The following is a 15,050-nucleotide window of genomic DNA, read 5'->3' as shown; positions in this document are numbered from 1 at the left end:
TATACCGCGTTGCCGGACACCACCGGGACGTCCTGGGACGTCTTTACTCCTGCTGTGGCGTCCTGCCGTCGTTACGGCTTGGCCAGGGCTCGGAGGTGCGTGAGAAGAAACTCGATGTCGCACAAGTCGGGGAGTACGAGTCCGGCGCCGGCTGCGCGCAGTTCGGCCGCCCCGTGGATACCGGAGGCGACCGCCACGACATGGACCCCTGAGTCGAGCGCGGCCTCGACATCCCGAGGAGTGTCGCCGATAAGGACGACCGGAGTCCGAAGCGGGAGACCGCGGACAGCGGCCACCCGGCTGCGGGCGATGTCGACCAGGTCAGCGCGGTCATCGGAGTCCGCTCCGAATGCGCCAACCTCCATGTCGAGGAGACTGTCGAGCTCGAAAGCTCCCAACTTCACCCTGGCGTTAGCCGCGATGTTGCCAGTGAGTACGGAGGATATGAGCGCCGGCTCCTCGGCCACGGCGCGCAGGGCCAACGTGACACCCGGAAGCACCCGTCCCCGGCGCTGGAGATCAGCTTCCCGGCCTCGTCCCGCCGCCTGCAGGGCTTGATCGGCCTCCGACCAGGGCGGGGCTTCCATGCCGTGGTCCTGGAACATGCCGGCGATGATGCGGCGGTCGGTGCGCCCCTCAGTACGGGCGGGATGCATGGGCGGACGTCCGGCGAGACGAGCGAAGGCGTCGGCGTAGATCTCCTTGCTCACCCCACCGTTGTCGATGAGCGTGTGATCGACGTCCCAGAAAACCATGAGCGGCACACCCCCAGCGTAGGCGTGCCGGAAGCCGGGTGTCCGAGTGCGGTTCGCTCCAAGCCTGTTGCGGGGCAGGCGATCCTTCCGGTTGTATGACCTGCGTGAATGAGCGACTTCGTTCCGCACTCGCGCAGAGCGGGCTGTCCGTCGAAGCGCTCGCCGAGTTCTGCGCTGTCGATCCGAAGACGGTGGGCCGGTGGCTCGCCGGCCGACTGCCACATCGTCGTCATCGGTTCGCCACGGCACAGCGGCTCGGCGTCGATGAGACCTACCTCTGGCCGGAGGACCGGCAGCGTACGTCGCAGGCCGCGTCGAACACTCGGCCGGACATCACGGACATCTATCCCAACCGCGCCAGTGTGCCGCGGGATGTCTGGCTGACTCTCTTACTGGGCGCGGTCAAGCACATCGACATCCTCGTCTTCTCGGGCACCTTTCTCGCGCAGACCAATCCGCACATCGCCCGGATGCTGCGCGAGCGGGCGGAGGCCGGTGCCAAGGTACGCCTCTGCTTCGGCGACCCCGGTGGGCAGGCCGTCGCCGTACGCGGGTGGGAAGAGGGCATCGGTGACACCCTCGCGGCGAAGATCCGGGCGTCCCTGACCTACTACCGCAGCCTTGTGGACGCTCCCGGTTGTGAGGTCCGGCTGCACGACGTCGCCGTCTACAGCTCGCTCTTCCGGTACGACAACCAACTGTTGGTAAACCCTCACCTGTGGGGCCAGCCGGCCAGTGCCAACCCGCTCTTCCGGCTCAGCCGCACCCCTGACAGCGACTTCTTCGAACGCTATATGGAGAGCTTCGAAGCCGTATGGAACATCGCGCGCCCCTGGGCGCCCGAGGAACAGGAGCCGCACCGGCGTGGGCAGGACTGAGTACTACTACGATCCCGACGCCCCGAAGGCGAACACGCTGATCCCGGCGAGCAACCTGCTGGTCGTGAACGCGGACGGCGCCATCCTCATGCAGCGGCGGCGGGACACCGGCCAGTGGGCGCTGCCCGGCGGGGCCCAGGAAATCGGCGAGAGCCCTGCGGAGTGCGCGGCCCGCGAGTGCGAGGAGGAGACGGGTGTCCGGGCTGAGGTCACCGGCTTCCTCGGTGTGTACTCGAACCCGGCGCACATCATCGCCTACAGCGACGGAGAGATCCGGCAGCAGTACGAGGCGGTGTACATCGGACGGCCGATCGGCGGGGCACCGGCCGCCAACGACGAGGCGTCCGATGTCCGCTGGGTGCGACCGGACGAGCTTGACGAGCTGGATATCCACGCCAGCATGCGGGAACAGATCGGCCACTACCTCAGCGGCGCCTACCCCTACGTCGGCTGACTCTCTTCAGAGGCGGATGCCGGCCGCCGTCGCCCGCTCGTGGGTACGGTCGACGGCCTCGTGGATGTGAGGCTCCGCCCGGCGGATGAAGCGGCCGACGATGCTGTCGTCCCCGTAGCGAGAGCGGATCTCGGCGATCCGCTCGCGAGAGCTGGTCGGAAGGCCATCGGGCGTAGTCGTCATGTCGCAGCAGACCAGTGCCTCGACGAGTTGCGGGTTCTCCAGAAGGGGGAACTCCGCCTCGAGAGCGGGCCGGAGCCCTCGTTCTTCCGCTTCGAGCGCGGCGAAGGAGTGGTGGGCCACCAGCCGCGTTATCCGGTCGTCGGCTTCTGGCCGGGCATGAAGGTAGCGGCCACCGTCGAGCGGGTGAAAGCCGGTGGATGCCAGCTCGGGTGCGTAGCCGATGTCGTGGAGGATGGCTGCGGCCTCCAGGAGTTCCGCCTCGTCTCCGAACAGCGGTGCCAGCGCTCGAGCCCGCGCTGCGACGCCCTGGCTGTGCGCCCATCGCCGAGGAAGAGGCCCCGCAAGCAGCGTCTCTGCCATCTCATACGCCCACGCAGTACCCGCCATGCCGGCCAGCCTAGAACTTCGAAAGCGGGCGGAGGGGGGAGTCATGAGATGCCGGGGCGGTGCCGGGACAGTTCCTGCTCGATGCTGTCCGTCACGTCGGCCCACGGCGCGATGAGCGGAGAGACCAGGCTCCAGTATTCGTGGCTTGTCCGGACCGCCGCGCTGAGGCCCAGCGGGGAGGCGGACGCGGGAATGGTCGCTATGACCCGGCGCGTGATGCTTCCGGCGCCGCGGGCGGCGGGTGTGATGCCGGAGCCAAGCAGCAGGGTGGCGGTACGGATGGCGTCGAGAACGGTGGTGGATGCCGTCTGGGCCATGGACCCGAAGATGAGGTCTGGCCATGGCCGGCGCGAGCGAGCCCAGGCCAGCCGCTCGAGCGCCGTGCCGAGGTCGACCGCCATGCGGTCGGGGGTCTGGGTGTTCCAGATGAGGACGATGTCCCCCAGCGCGAGATCCAAGTGCCGGAAGCGCAGGGTGATGCCCTCGACCTGACGGCGACGCCAGACATCGAGTCGTCCATGGATGCTGATGTGGCGCGCGTGCATCCCGAGACCGGAGAGGACTGTGAGCCATCCGTCGAGGATCTCGGCGTACTCGCTGATGTCGTTGATGGGTTCTACGCGGGAAACGTTGACGAAGGAGGTCAGGAAGCCATCACGGAGGTCGCCCTTCTCGTCGCGCTGGCCGGTGAAGCGCACGACGGGCTGCGGCAGAAAGCCGTGCCGGTGGGTGGTCGGGCGGCCGTCCTTCAGGAGCGGGTCCAGGGCCTGAACAGCGGAGATGGTCAGTTCGGTGTCACGGCCCCAACGGAGAGGCAGGCACTCGGCGCGTGGCACTCCTTGCCCGGCGAAGGAGTGCTCGAGCAAGGCCAGGAGATCGCGCCAGTTCAGGGGCCGGCGGGGCGGGTGGTAGGGAGTTCCGGCATCGGGGTGGTGGATTTCCAGATGGTTTCCGGCGGTGGTGATCTCCCAGCGAGGGCCGAGTGCCTTGCGCAGCAGATGCGGGATCCGGCCCGGTGCGTACGTGGTCAGCATGGCCTGGTTGCCAGAGCCTCGAAGTGGCGTCTGGGGTCGAATCGCCGCAGGCCGATGGCTTGGACCTCCACGTGGTCCAGGGCCCCGGTGCGCTCGATGGCGACGGCCAGGGCCTGGGCGGCGGCTTCGTCGTCCTCCTCGGGAGGCAGGACGGCCGTGGTTCCTGTGCGGTCGCAGAGGGCTGCCTCCGCGCACGTGCCCTCGCGCCAGGTGAGGGCTGCCACGGGGGTGCCGGCGCGCAGGGACTCGCCGAAGACCGCGGCGCCTGCTTCGACGTAGGAGCGGGCGTGGGTGTAGACGAAGACGGCAGCGTCGCGGAAGGCGGCGGTCTTGTCGGGCCCTCCGAGTTCGCCGGCCCACTCGACGTGTTCGGCGGTGAGCAGCTTCCCGTGGCGCTCCACGTAAGCGGGGTCGAAGACCGGGCCGACCAGCCGGATGCGGCGCCCGAGAATCTGCGCCGCCCGGGCGGCCAGGTGAGGAGCCTTCTGCTCGTCGATACGGCCCACCCAGGCCAGGTCCCGGCCCGGTATGGACGGGGGTTCTGACTCATGGAGGCCGAGGTGGACGGCGAGCTCCCGGACGGGCCGGTGCCGGGTGTAGCGCGCCAGCATCTCGGGGGAATAGCAGTACAGCCGCGTCCGGACGCCGTCGAAGGCGTCGGTGGCGTGCTGGAAGTCCGGGTTGTGCTGGAAGGTGGCCACATCGCAGTCCAGCTCGGCCCGGGTACGTCGCCAGGCCGGAAGGCTGGGGTATTCGTGGCCGACGACCAGGAGGTCGTAGCCGGTGGAGCGGAGCCGGCGGGCTGCCGGTGAGCCGGGGGTGGTGTCCTCCAGGCGTATGGGGTCGCGGTGCCACTCCGGGCCGAGGTCCTGTCGCCAGGCGGGGCCGAGCAGGTGTACGTCGGCGCCTGCCGCTCTGGCCCCCGTGGCCACGGCCCACAGCCATCTTTCGATCCCGCCGTATCCGGTCGGCGGAAATGTGTAGCTGCCGGGGAAGTCGCAGACGCCGACTAACACCTATGCCTCCGGTGTTCCGTCCGCCGCGATGCAGCGGAAGCCGAGGTAGGGAACGAGAGCTTCGGGCAGGACGACGGAGCCGTCCTGCTGCTGGTGCTGTTCCAGCAGGGCGGCCAGGGTCCGGCCGATGGGCAGTCCGGAACCGTTGAGCGTGGCCACCGGAGTGGACTTGCCCTGGGCGTCGCGGGTCCGGATTCCGGCCCGCCGGGCCTGGAAGGTGCCGCAGTCCGAGACGGAGGAGATTTCCCGGTAGGTGTGCTGGCTGGGCAGCCACACCTCGATGTCGTAGGTGAGCTGGGCCGAGAAGCCCATGTCGCCGGCGGCGAGCGTGACGACCCGGTAGGCCAGGTCCAGTTCCTTCAGGCACGCTTCCGCGTGGCTGGTCATCTTCTCCAGTTCGGCCTGGGATTCCTCGGCCGCGCAGATGCGGACCATCTCGACTTTGGAGAACTGGTGCTGCCGCAGGATGCCGCGGGTGTCCCGGCCGTAGGAGCCGGCCTCGGACCGGAAGCACGGCGTGTGCGCGGTCAGCGCCAGGGGCAGCTCGGCGCGGGGAATGATCTCGTCGGCGTAGAGGTTCGTGAGCGGGACTTCGGCGGTGGGGATGAGGAAGAGCTCCCGGTCGGCGACGCCGGTGGCGAAGAGGTCTTCCTCGAACTTGGGCAGTTGGCCGGTGCCGGTCATCGTCTTCCGGCTGACGAGGAACGGCACCGAGTGCTCGACGTAGCCGTGGCGGCGGGTGTGCAGGTCCAGGAACAGCGTCGCGAGCGCCCGCTCCAGGGCCGCTCCGACGCCGCGGACCACGCTGAAGCGGGGGCCGGAAAGCTTGGTCGCCCGCCGGAAGTCCAGGATGCCCATGGCTTCGCCCAGGTCCACGTGGTCCTTGGGGTCGAAGGAGAAGGCGGGCGGGTTGCCCACCCGGCGCACCTCGACCGCGAAGTCCTCCGAGTCGCCGTCCGGGGCGTCGTCGAGCGGCAGGTTCGGAATGCTGAGCAGCACGTCCCGCAGCTCGGCCTGGACCTGCTCCTGCTCGGCCTCCAGTTCCCGGATCTGTTCCTTGAGCTTGCGGGCGTTCTCCTTGAGTTCGGAGATGTCCTCGCCGGCCCGAGCCTTCTGCTGCACCTCCTGTGCCACCCGCTTCGACTCCGCACGCAGGTCGTCGGCGGTGCGGATGCTCTGGTTCCGCCGGGACTGGAGACTCTCCAGCGAGGAGAGGTCCAGAGCGTAGCCGCGGCGAGCGAGCCGGCGGACGGCTTCGTCACCCATGTCGATCAGAGCACGGACGTCATGCATGCGGGGGCTTCTCCTCGGGCGCGGTCAGTGGCGAGTCGAAGGTAGCAAGGATGGACGCCCCGTCTCCGCCGACGCCGCGTCAGCCGACGGGCTCGGCGGTTCGTGACGGCGTGAGGCGTCGACCTGTTCGAGGAGGGATGCGACGTGCCCGGCCAGCTCGTCGTCGGCCATGGCAACGGGGACGAGGCACGGAGCCTCGGGGAAGAAGAGCGGCATGGCGGCCCCGGGGGCGCAGGCGAGGCGCCACCTCAGAACGGACAGCAGGAGGCCGTGCGCCACCACGATCCTGGGCGCCGGCGTCTCCAGCGCGGACCGCACGCCGAGAAGCATCCGCCGGATGCCTTCGCGCTGGGACTCCCGGGCTCCGGGCGGCCGTGCCCAGGGGCCGTTGCACCGCAGCCAGGCAGCGTACGCGAGGAACGGCCCGCCCTCGAAGTCGCCGTAGTGGAGTTCGTCGAGGAGCGGATTGACCGAAGGGGTTACGGCGATGTCGTCGAGCAGGATCGCCGCGGTCTGCCGGGCCCGGGGGAAAGCGCTGGTCATCCAGGTCTGCGCGGAACGGGTGGGCAGGGTCGTACGGGCGGCGCGGGAGGTGCTCATGCCCTCCTCGTCGAGCGGTACCGGGACTGCCGGGTCTCCGTTGACCAGGTAGCGGGCGCTGTACGCGGTGCGGCCGTGGCGGAGCACATACGTGGTCATCAGGAGTACCTCGGGATGCGTTCCAGCAGGTCGTCGAGCACGGCTTGCATCACCGGCACGCGTGCGTCCTCGGTCTCCTCGTAGTACAGAAGGCCGTCCAGGCCCAGGAGCAGGCACCAGGGCAGGAGTTCTCCGGCGGGGATGCCCGAGGTGCGGCAAGCCTGCTGGAGGCGATCGCCGGTGCCCTGCCCCAGCCGGTAATAGACGGTCCAGAAGGCCCAGTCGTAGGCGGCGTCTCCGCTCATGGGCAGCGGGTCGAGGAGTACGGGACGGCCGTCGCACCGGAAGGGAATGTTCTCGGCGTAGAGGTCCGCGTGCAGGGTGGTGTGCCGGCCCGGGTTTTCGTGGAGGTGGTCCGTGTACCGCAGGGCCTGGCCGCACGCACGCCGCCCGAGGCGGCTGGCTGCGTAGCGGCGGTGGACGCGCGGCAGTACCTCGCTACCGACGTAGTCCCGTAGCCGAGGGAAGCCAGAAGTTCCGCCGCCCTCGGCCCGGCCCGTCTCGTGGGCCCGCTGGAGTGCGGCGGCCACGAGACCGGCTTCCTGCGGTGGCCGAGCGGCGCCTCCTGGCGCCTCGCCGACCATGACCAGTGCGGCGGCGGCGAGACCGTCATCCGTTGCCCGCACGATGGCGTCCGTGCCGCGGTGCCACAGCCCGAGGGCCTTGGTCTCCCGGAAGTAGCGGTCGCGGTCCGGCCATACCTTGAGGAGCAGCCGCTCACCGTTCCGGTCGGTGGCGGTGGCGAGGGCGGAAGCGTGGCCGGCGTCGTGGTAGGAGCCGAGATCCAGAGACCATCGTGCGGCGGCGGTGGTCAGCAGCTCCGGAACCGTATCGATCCAGCGGTGGACGGCGGCGCCGTAGTGGGCCACGAGTCGTCGGCGGCATCCGGGCGGTACGGGGAGAGACGTGGTGATGGTCATCAGCTCAGCAGCACGCCTTCGTGCACCAGCTCGGTGGTGAGCGCCGGGAAGTTGTTCAGCGTCTCGTCGATGAGCGCCTGCACCTTGTCGGCCTGGGCCGTGGCTTCGGAGAGGCGTACCAGGATCCGCCACGGCTGGTCGAGGTGTTCGCCGGTCGCGCTGACCATGTGGACCTCGGCGTGGCCGCCCGTCTCTTCGTGCAGCCGGCGGGCAAGCCGCATGGCGGCGAGGTTGTAGAGCTTGCCGACGTGGTAGACGGGGTTCTTGCCGTTGGCGCCTTCCATGTTCATCGGGCGCAGTGGCGTGATGAGGCCGTTGACGCGGTTCCCGCGTCCGACGACCCCTTCGTCCCCCGATTCGATGGAGCTGCCGGTGTACGTCAGGTAGAACTCGTCCTTGTCGGGGACGTCGCGCACATTGAGCCGGAAGCCCACCGGCGTGCCGGGGAGGCACAGGTCGGCGAGGCGCCGGCACTCGTCGAGGATGACCTGCTTGTTCTCCAGGTAGACGGCGCGGCTGCCGACGTGCGGCGACTTCTGCGGGACGCAGAGCACCACATCGGCGCGGTCCCCGTCGTAGTAGCCCATCAGCTTGACGTCCGTACCGCACCAGGGGTGGGCCCTGGTGAAGGGGCTGCCGCCGGAGAAGTTGTCGACGGTCTCGCGCACAAAGCGTTCGAAGGGGCTCTGCGGGGCCCAGCCGGTGCCGAGGGAGGTGTCATTCGCGAGGAGGATCGTTCGCTCCCGCAGGTCGTCGATGGAGCGCGGGGCGAACCACCGGGTGCGCTCGGGCGTCTGGGCGTCGGTGAGGACGGCGCCGGGGCTGGAGGTGCTGGTGATGCGTAACGTGATGTCGAGGTGCTCCGCGATATCGGGGAGTCGCTCGGCGAAGAACCCGCGGACGGTCGTCTCGGCGAGTTCGTCGACGGGGATCGGCTCGTCGCCGCAGGCTCGGGCCGCCCGGCCGTTGACGAGGACGCGCACCGGGGCGGTCATCCTCCCGGATCCGTATCGCACCTCGCTGGCGCCGCCGAGCAGGGCGAGCTTGTCGAAGTTGTGGTGCAGGATGGCGCCGAAGTGCTCCAGCGTGTAGCGGCTGTATGCCTGGGACAGCCGCTCGGCGAGGTGGTCGGCGAGGGTGTCGGGATGGCCGAACCCCTTGCGTTCCACGATCGTCGTGGCGTCCGGCGGGCGGGTTCCCGTCTCGATCGTGATGCGGCTGAGGCCGATGGTCTTCACGGTTCGGTTCACGGCATGGGCTCCTGCTGTCTGGGTGGATGGATGACGGTGTCTTCGAGGTGTGTCCGGTGTGCTTCCAGGGCCGTCCGATGCCAACGGCGATGAGGAGGCGATGCAGGCCCTATCGGGGTACGCCGTCGGCCCGGAGTGCGGTGATGAGGCGGGCGAGGGCGTGCGCCGCCTCTGCGGGGGTGGATGTCTCGGCCAGGCTGCGGAGGTCCCGCTGTGTCAGGAGTCCGATGTCCCCTTGGCGTCGGCGGTCGAGCCACCGGACGACGCGCCAGGCGATGACGGGGCCGGCGACGGGCACCTGACCGATCAGGTCGAGGGGCATGCGTTGCGGTCCGACGCCGGCATAGGCCAGGTCGCGGACGAGATGGAACATGGTGTCCGCGTGATCGCAGGCAGCCGGGCCGCGAGCACTGGCTTCCCAGTCGACGACGTGGACAGCTTTCCCGTCGACCAACAAGTGTTCCGGCTTGATGTCTCCGTGCAGGTAGACGGTGGAGTCGTCGTCCAGCGGAGCGAGCATCGAGGCGAGTTCCTCCCACCAGGGCTGTCGGCGGCAGGAGACCGACAGTTGCTCCAGCAGGAAGTCGCGGTGGGTATGAGATGCGGGGCCGGTGGCTTGCCAGCCCGCCCCGGGAACGAGTCCGGCCACGCTGCCATGCAGCGCGGCCCCAACGGCAGCCGCCAGCTCGATGAAGATCTCCATGTCCCTGGTCGTGTCGACGGAACACGGTGCACCGGGAACGATGTCCGTCACCGCCCAGGCCGCCTCCCCGTCCTCCCCGGTGCCGTGCACGGCCGGAGTCCGCAGCCCCATCCGGCGGGCCATCCCGAGTGCGGCGACCTCACGGTCTCGCCGCCCGAGCGGCTCGATACCGCGGTAGACCTTCAGAAGCGCCGTCCCATCGAGAGTCCTGCGGGTGACCGACAGAGGCTTGACGGCGGCGGGGCCGAACGGGCCGTACTTCTCGGCTCCGCACGCCAACCGTGCCGCAGCCCTTTCCTGCTTCACTCAGCAGCCTCCCTGTCCGTCGACGACGGCCGTTGCTTGAGTCCGGGCGAACGGTCACAGCGGCCGTCCGTGTGACCTGCCCATGGAGTAGTCGGTCTTCGGCGACGCCCGGCCGGCACGCCCCGCCTGTTCTCGGGGCGCTGAGGCGCGGTGCGCTTCCGCCGTTCAGCAGAGTGCCGGAGGCGGACGGACAGCGGGCTGTCGTGGTGCCGCACCCCTGCCGCACCGCCGCCGCTCACCGCTTCGGGTGCCCTCGGCGGCTTCCTCGCCACCGCTGTGGCCGGAGGTGTCGAAGTGGCGCTGCACTCCCGTCGCAGTGAGCCGTCTTCAGGGCTGGCCGGACCGCCCTAGGCTGTTAGCGTCGTCGATGTCGGTCCCAAGGAGCTTCGGTGGGCACGGTGCAGCGCTGGACCGGACAGGAGGCGCGCGCACTGCGGCTGGCGCTGCGCATGAGTGTGCGTCGCTTCGCCTCCCACCTGGGGGTCAGCGACCGCACGGTGTCCAACTGGGAAGCGCGCGGCGAGAAGATCGCTCTCCTGCCGGACTCGCAGGCGTTACTCGATACGGCCCTGGAGAGGAGTGATCCGGATGTGCGGCAACGGTTCTGGGAATCGACCGGGACTCGCGCTGTCACACCGGCTTCCGTGACCGCCGCCGACACGTACTTACCAATACCCCTTCCGGAGCCCGGATTGGTGCACAGGCCAGAGGACTACGAAAGCCTCCTCACCGTGCTGAACGAGGCGGCCGACGCCGACGGCGTGGCCTCGGTGGCGCTGTGCGGTCCGGGCGGTTTCGGCAAGACGACGCTCGCCACCCAGATCTGCCAGGACTCCCGGGTCCGGGAGCTGTTCCCCGAGATCCTGTGGGTGGAGACGGGCGAAGGGTGCACGCCGGCCAGGGTTGTCGAGCTGATCTCGGACCTGTGTGTGCATCTGGGCGGCGGACGTCCCGCGCTGACCGACCCCGACCAGGCCGGCTTTCACCTGGCCCGGCTGCTCCACGGCCGCAGGGCCCTCCTCGTCATCGACAATGTGTGGTCGGCCGCTGATCTCGCGCCCTTCCTCCTGGGCGGGGAAGGCTGCGTACGGCTCATCACCACACGCAACGTCCGGGTGTGCCCGTCCGCCGCCCGCGTCGTACGGCTCGGCCCCATGGCACCGGGCGAGATCAGAGAACTCCTCACCCGCAACGTCGCCGCCCTGCCCCACACCGAGGCATCCCGGCTGGCGCAGATCTGCGGCGGCTGGCCACTACTCGCCACCGTCATCGGCTCCGCCATCGAACAGGATGTGGCGGCCGGCGCTCCCGCCCACCGCGTGGCCCGGGAGGCCAGCGAGACGATCCAGACGCATGGCCCGCAGGCATTCGACGTCTGGGACGCGGACCAGCGGAAGAACGCCATAGGGCAGGCCATCTCCTCCAGCCTTCGCAGCCTTGAGGACAGCGTCCGGGTCAACGGAGGAACCGGTCTCCGGAACCGCTATCTGTCGCTCGCCGTCTTCCCGCCGTCCGAGCCCATCCCCGTCCAGGTGCTCACCCACTGGTGGGGAACCGCCCACGGCTGGACTCCGCATGCCGTCAGGCAGTTCTGCCGGATCCTCGCCGACCGTTCACTGATCAGCACCTACCTCGCCGATCACGGCGCGATCGTGCTGCACGACGTGTTCCGGTCCTTCCTCCGCCACCTCATCGCTGAGGACTGGCCGGACCTGCACCGCTCGCTGCTGGAGAGCTATCGCCGGACGCCGGACGGGCGGTGGGCGTCCCTGGACGCCACGCACACCTACATGTGGCGGCAGCTGCCCCACCACCTCCATGAAGCCGGCCTCGACTCCGAGCTGATCGGCCTGCTGGCCTCCCCTGCGTACATGGTGCGCAAGGTGAGCGTGGTCGGCCATCAGGCGCTCGCGGCGGACGCGGCCGTCCTCGACTCCTTGCCTCGGCAGCACGAGGACACACACCCCGAGCACCAGGTGTGGAGCACCGCCCGGTTGATGGCTGGCGCCGGATACCTCCTCAGCGGCCTGGACAATCCGGCGGACATCGCCTCCACGCTCTCCGTGGCGCTGCGCCGGTCCTCCTACCCTGCCGCAGCCCGTTCGCTCGACAATCTGACCGCCGCCGGACCCGCCCTCCGGGTCACGTGGCTGCGGGGCGAGGACGACTTCTCGGCCGAGCCACCAGCGGACGGACACGTGGGCGCTGTCGTCGCGGTCTCCTCCGCACACCGCCTCGCCGCCTCGGGCGGTGAGGACGGAGTGGTCCGGCTGTGGGATATCGACGAGCGCCAACTGCTGCGCGACTTCCACGCGCACACCGGCTGGGTGTACGCCACCGCGCTGTCGCCGGACGGCTCGGTCGTGGCGTCCGCGGGCGACGACGCGGTGATCCGGCTGTGGCGTACCGATACCGGCACGCCGGTCGGCGTACTCGCGGGCCACAGCCGCCGAATCCGCACCCTGGCCTTCTCGCCGACAGGCGGCGTGCTCGTCTCCGGTGCCGAGGATGGGGCGGTCTGCGCCTGGGACACCGACCGTCTCACCCTCCTGCGCAAAATGCAGACCGCCGGAACGCCGGTCTGGTCCGTGGCGATCGGAGGCGAGGACGGCTCCGCCGTTGCTGCGGTCGGCGAGGACGAATTCCTGCGCCTCTTCGACCTCGGCACCGGCCGGCTTCTGGACGAGCAGGCCGGGCATCGTGACTGGGTGCGCAGTGTTGCCTTCGCCTCGGAGACCACGCTGCTGGCAACCGGCTCCGGTGATCGCTCGGTTGTCGTGTGGAACACCGCGAATCAGCGGCTCTCTCCCCTGCGCCGGACCACCGGCCTCGGTGGGCGAGTGCGCGCGGTCGCCCTGGACAAGCACGGCGATGTCGTGGTCGCGGCGACGGAGGAACCCAGGATCCAGACGTTCACGGCGGGAGGCCCGTCCGGCGAGGTACGGCCTCCCGCCGGGGTCGACTGGGTCCGGTCCGTGGCACGCACCGACGACGGCTCCCTCATCGCGGGCTGCGAGGACGGCGCCGTCCGGCTGTGGCCAGCGGGTACCGGCCACCTCGAGACGCTGGCCCCCGGTTCGAACACGGTCTGGTCCACCGCCTTCGGCGCTGCGGGCAGCGTGGCGGCGATCGGCGACGGCGCGGGCAACGTCACCCTCCTCGACGCGGCGACCTCCGCCCTGCGACGCAAACTGTCCGCCGGACAGGGCCGGGTGTGGTCCCTGGCAGCGGGGGACGAGTACGTGGCAGCCGCCTGCGGCGATGGCACGGTCAGGGCCTGGTCGCTGGACCCCGCGCGGGCGATGGAGCTGACACTCAACCGGGACGTCTCCCGCACGTGGGCGGTCGCCGTGGCCTCTTCGGCTCCGCGCCTTGCCGCGAGCACCGGGGATGGCCAGATCCGCTGCTGGGACCTCCCGGACGGTTCGCTCCTGTGGTCCCAGGACCTCCACGCCGGCCGCCTGCGCTCCATCGCGTTCGATGACCGTGGTGATCTGCTGGCGGCCTGCGGCGGTGACGGCTCCGTTCGGGTGTGGCGGGCCGTTGACGGCGAGTTCGTCACCCGATTCTCCAACCCCGGCGGCTGGGCCCGTACGGTCACCGTTGACGGACCCGGCACCCGGACCGCCGTGGGAGCCGGTACAGGGGACATCTCCGTCCGCGACCTCCGGAGCGACAGGTTCACCGCCCACCTGTCCGGACACACCGGCCGGATCCTCATGCTCGGCTTCGCCGGCGATGAAGATCGCCTGGTGTCGGCCGCGGCGGACGGCACGGTGCGGCTCTGGTCGCTGTCGGAGCAACGGCAGATCACCCAGGTCCGCGTCGATGCCTCGCTCCACTGCGCAGCCTTCGACAGGGCGACCCATCAGGTACTCGTCGGCAGCGCGGCCGGCGTCGTGACACTCGCCATCACGAACGGATGAGCGGTACAGAAAGGGCAGCGCAGCGGTGACCGCCGAAACACCTCGCAGCAAGGACCAGCAGCCGGCTACTGGCACTACCGGGCGGCCAAGCGACGCCCCGGTGATCCTCAGCAACGTCCCCGGCAGCTTCGCCTGGGGCGTGCTGGAGAAGCGCCACCCGGCGCTGATCGAACAGGTCCGCGACGCCCACCCCTACACCCCCCGGCAGCGTCGCGCTCTCGACGCGCTGCTGGAGGAGATCACGGTCGGTACCATCGAGCCCCTGCCGGAGTCCGCTCACGACGCCGGCCGGTGGGCGACATGGGGCCGCGGCCACCTCGGCCGCCGCTGGCTCGATGTGCCCTTCCTGTGGGCCGAAAGCTTCTTCTACCGCAAGCTCCTCCAGGCTGTGGGCTACTTCGAGCCCGGCCCCTGGCGCGGCACCGACCCCTTCGCACCGGTCAAGCAGGCCGAGCTGGACAGCGACCCCGTCGATCAGGAACTGGCCGCCCTCGACAGCCTCAACGGCCTCCCCCAACGACAGGCGGCCCAGGCGCTGCTACACGCCTCCCTGTGGGGCAACCGCGCCGACCTCAGCTTCCGCCTCACCGCCGAAGACCCCTCCGCCGGGGCCTCCGAGCAGCTCGTCGCCGACGACAGCGCCGCACTGTGGTCCCTCCTGGAAGAGACCGCACCCGCCAGGCTCGCCGTCATCGCCGACAACGCCGGACGCGAACTGCTGCCCGACCTGATCCTGACCGACCACCTCCTGCACCACCAACTCGCCCGGCACATCACCCTGCACGTCAAGCCATATCCCTACTACGTCTCCGACGCCACACTCGCCGATGTCCTCGCCTGCCTGCGCCGCCTCCACCAGGCCACCGGCCCGGCCCACGACACCGGCCGACGCCTCTGGCAGGCCATGACCACCGGAAGACTCGACATCCGCGCCCACGACTTCTTCTGCGCACCCCTCCCCTACCGCCACATGCCCGAGGACCTGCGGCAGGACCTCACCGGCTGCGACCTCACCCTCCTCAAGGGCGACCTCAACTACCGCAGGCTGGTCGAAGACCGGCTCTGGCCGGCCACCACCCCCTTCACCGGCCTCACCGCCTACTTCCCCACCCCCGTCACGGCACTGCGCACCCTGAAATCCGACGTCATCACCGGCCTGACCCCCACCACCCTGACCAAGCTGGAGGACAGCGGAGAACCCTGGCGCACCAGCGGCAGCCACGCCCTGGTCCAGCTTCGCCCGTAG

The 15,050-nt window shown here is 69.9% G+C and carries 13 protein-coding genes; 4 read left to right on the top strand and 9 right to left on the bottom strand.

Features of this window, described 5'->3' with window-relative positions:
• Window positions 1–71: 71 nt before the first annotated feature.
• Window positions 72–764 carry a haloacid dehalogenase-like hydrolase gene (locus BM242_RS10950; protein WP_093838542.1) on the bottom strand — a complete coding sequence of 231 codons (693 nt, stop codon included), beginning with the start codon at window positions 762–764 and terminating at the stop codon, window positions 72–74.
• A 95-nt stretch (window positions 765–859) separates the two neighbouring features.
• On the opposite strand from BM242_RS10950, the gene BM242_RS10945 reads away from it, so the two are divergent.
• Together BM242_RS10945 and BM242_RS10940 are read left to right on the top strand one after the other, a co-directional pair.
• Window positions 860–1,633 carry an XRE family transcriptional regulator gene (locus tag BM242_RS10945; protein WP_175541357.1) on the top strand — a complete coding sequence of 258 codons (774 nt, stop codon included), beginning with the start codon at window positions 860–862 and terminating at the stop codon, window positions 1,631–1,633.
• The gene (locus BM242_RS10940; RefSeq protein WP_093838540.1) at window positions 1,620–2,087 is read left to right on the top strand and encodes an NUDIX domain-containing protein; all 468 of its coding nucleotides are present in this window, start codon (window positions 1,620–1,622) and stop codon (window positions 2,085–2,087) included. Before BM242_RS10945 ends, BM242_RS10940 begins: the two co-directional genes overlap by 14 nt.
• A 6-nt stretch (window positions 2,088–2,093) precedes the next feature.
• On the opposite strand, the gene BM242_RS10935 is transcribed toward BM242_RS10940, so the two are convergent.
• The 8 genes from BM242_RS10935 to BM242_RS10900 all read right to left on the bottom strand — a co-directional run bounded on the left by BM242_RS10935 (window position 2,094) and on the right by BM242_RS10900 (window position 9,878).
• Window positions 2,094–2,657 (bottom strand): HD domain-containing protein, encoded by a 564-nt coding sequence (locus BM242_RS10935; protein WP_093838602.1) that lies wholly within the window; start codon window positions 2,655–2,657, stop codon window positions 2,094–2,096.
• Window positions 2,658–2,698: 41 nt separating this feature from the next.
• Window positions 2,699–3,691 (bottom strand): hypothetical protein, encoded by a 993-nt coding sequence (locus BM242_RS10930; protein ID WP_175541356.1) that lies wholly within the window; start codon window positions 3,689–3,691, stop codon window positions 2,699–2,701.
• Window positions 3,685–4,707 carry a glycosyltransferase gene (locus BM242_RS10925; RefSeq protein WP_093838539.1) on the bottom strand — a complete coding sequence of 341 codons (1,023 nt, stop codon included), beginning with the start codon at window positions 4,705–4,707 and terminating at the stop codon, window positions 3,685–3,687. The genes BM242_RS10930 and BM242_RS10925 overlap by 7 nt, the downstream gene beginning before the upstream one ends.
• On the bottom strand, window positions 4,708–6,000 hold the full coding sequence (gene serS, locus BM242_RS10920) for a serine--tRNA ligase (protein WP_093838538.1): 1,293 nt from the start codon (window positions 5,998–6,000) through the stop codon (window positions 4,708–4,710).
• 24 nt (window positions 6,001–6,024) lie between these two features.
• Entirely contained in the window at window positions 6,025–6,699 is a 675-nt protein-coding gene (locus tag BM242_RS10915) for a histidine phosphatase family protein (RefSeq protein WP_093838537.1), read from the bottom strand.
• On the bottom strand, window positions 6,699–7,619 hold the full coding sequence (locus BM242_RS10910) for a protein kinase family protein (RefSeq protein WP_093838536.1): 921 nt from the start codon (window positions 7,617–7,619) through the stop codon (window positions 6,699–6,701). The genes BM242_RS10915 and BM242_RS10910 overlap by 1 nt, the downstream gene beginning before the upstream one ends.
• A complete protein-coding gene (locus BM242_RS10905) occupies window positions 7,619–8,869 on the bottom strand; it encodes a methionine adenosyltransferase (protein ID WP_245833973.1) in 1,251 nt (416 codons plus the stop codon). The genes BM242_RS10910 and BM242_RS10905 overlap by 1 nt, the downstream gene beginning before the upstream one ends.
• 109 nt (window positions 8,870–8,978) lie before the next feature.
• Window positions 8,979–9,878, bottom strand: coding sequence for an aminoglycoside phosphotransferase family protein (locus BM242_RS10900; RefSeq protein ID WP_093838535.1), 900 nt, complete (start codon window positions 9,876–9,878; stop codon window positions 8,979–8,981).
• A gap of 389 nt (window positions 9,879–10,267) precedes the next feature.
• On the opposite strand from BM242_RS10900, the gene BM242_RS10895 reads away from it, so the two are divergent.
• Both BM242_RS10895 and BM242_RS10890 read left to right on the top strand, forming a co-directional pair.
• Window positions 10,268–13,804 carry an NB-ARC domain-containing protein gene (locus tag BM242_RS10895; protein ID WP_093838534.1) on the top strand — a complete coding sequence of 1,179 codons (3,537 nt, stop codon included), beginning with the start codon at window positions 10,268–10,270 and terminating at the stop codon, window positions 13,802–13,804.
• A 100-nt stretch (window positions 13,805–13,904) separates the two neighbouring features.
• Window positions 13,905–15,050 (top strand): damage-control phosphatase ARMT1 family protein, encoded by a 1,146-nt coding sequence (locus BM242_RS10890; protein ID WP_245833972.1) that lies wholly within the window; start codon window positions 13,905–13,907, stop codon window positions 15,048–15,050.

Origin of the sequence: Streptomyces aidingensis (assembly GCF_900112355.1) — a bacterium.
Taxonomy (GTDB): domain Bacteria; phylum Actinomycetota; class Actinomycetes; order Streptomycetales; family Streptomycetaceae; genus Streptomyces; species Streptomyces aidingensis.
Note: the sequence above shows the minus strand (reverse complement) of the source record. Positions and strands in the feature narration are given on the sequence as shown.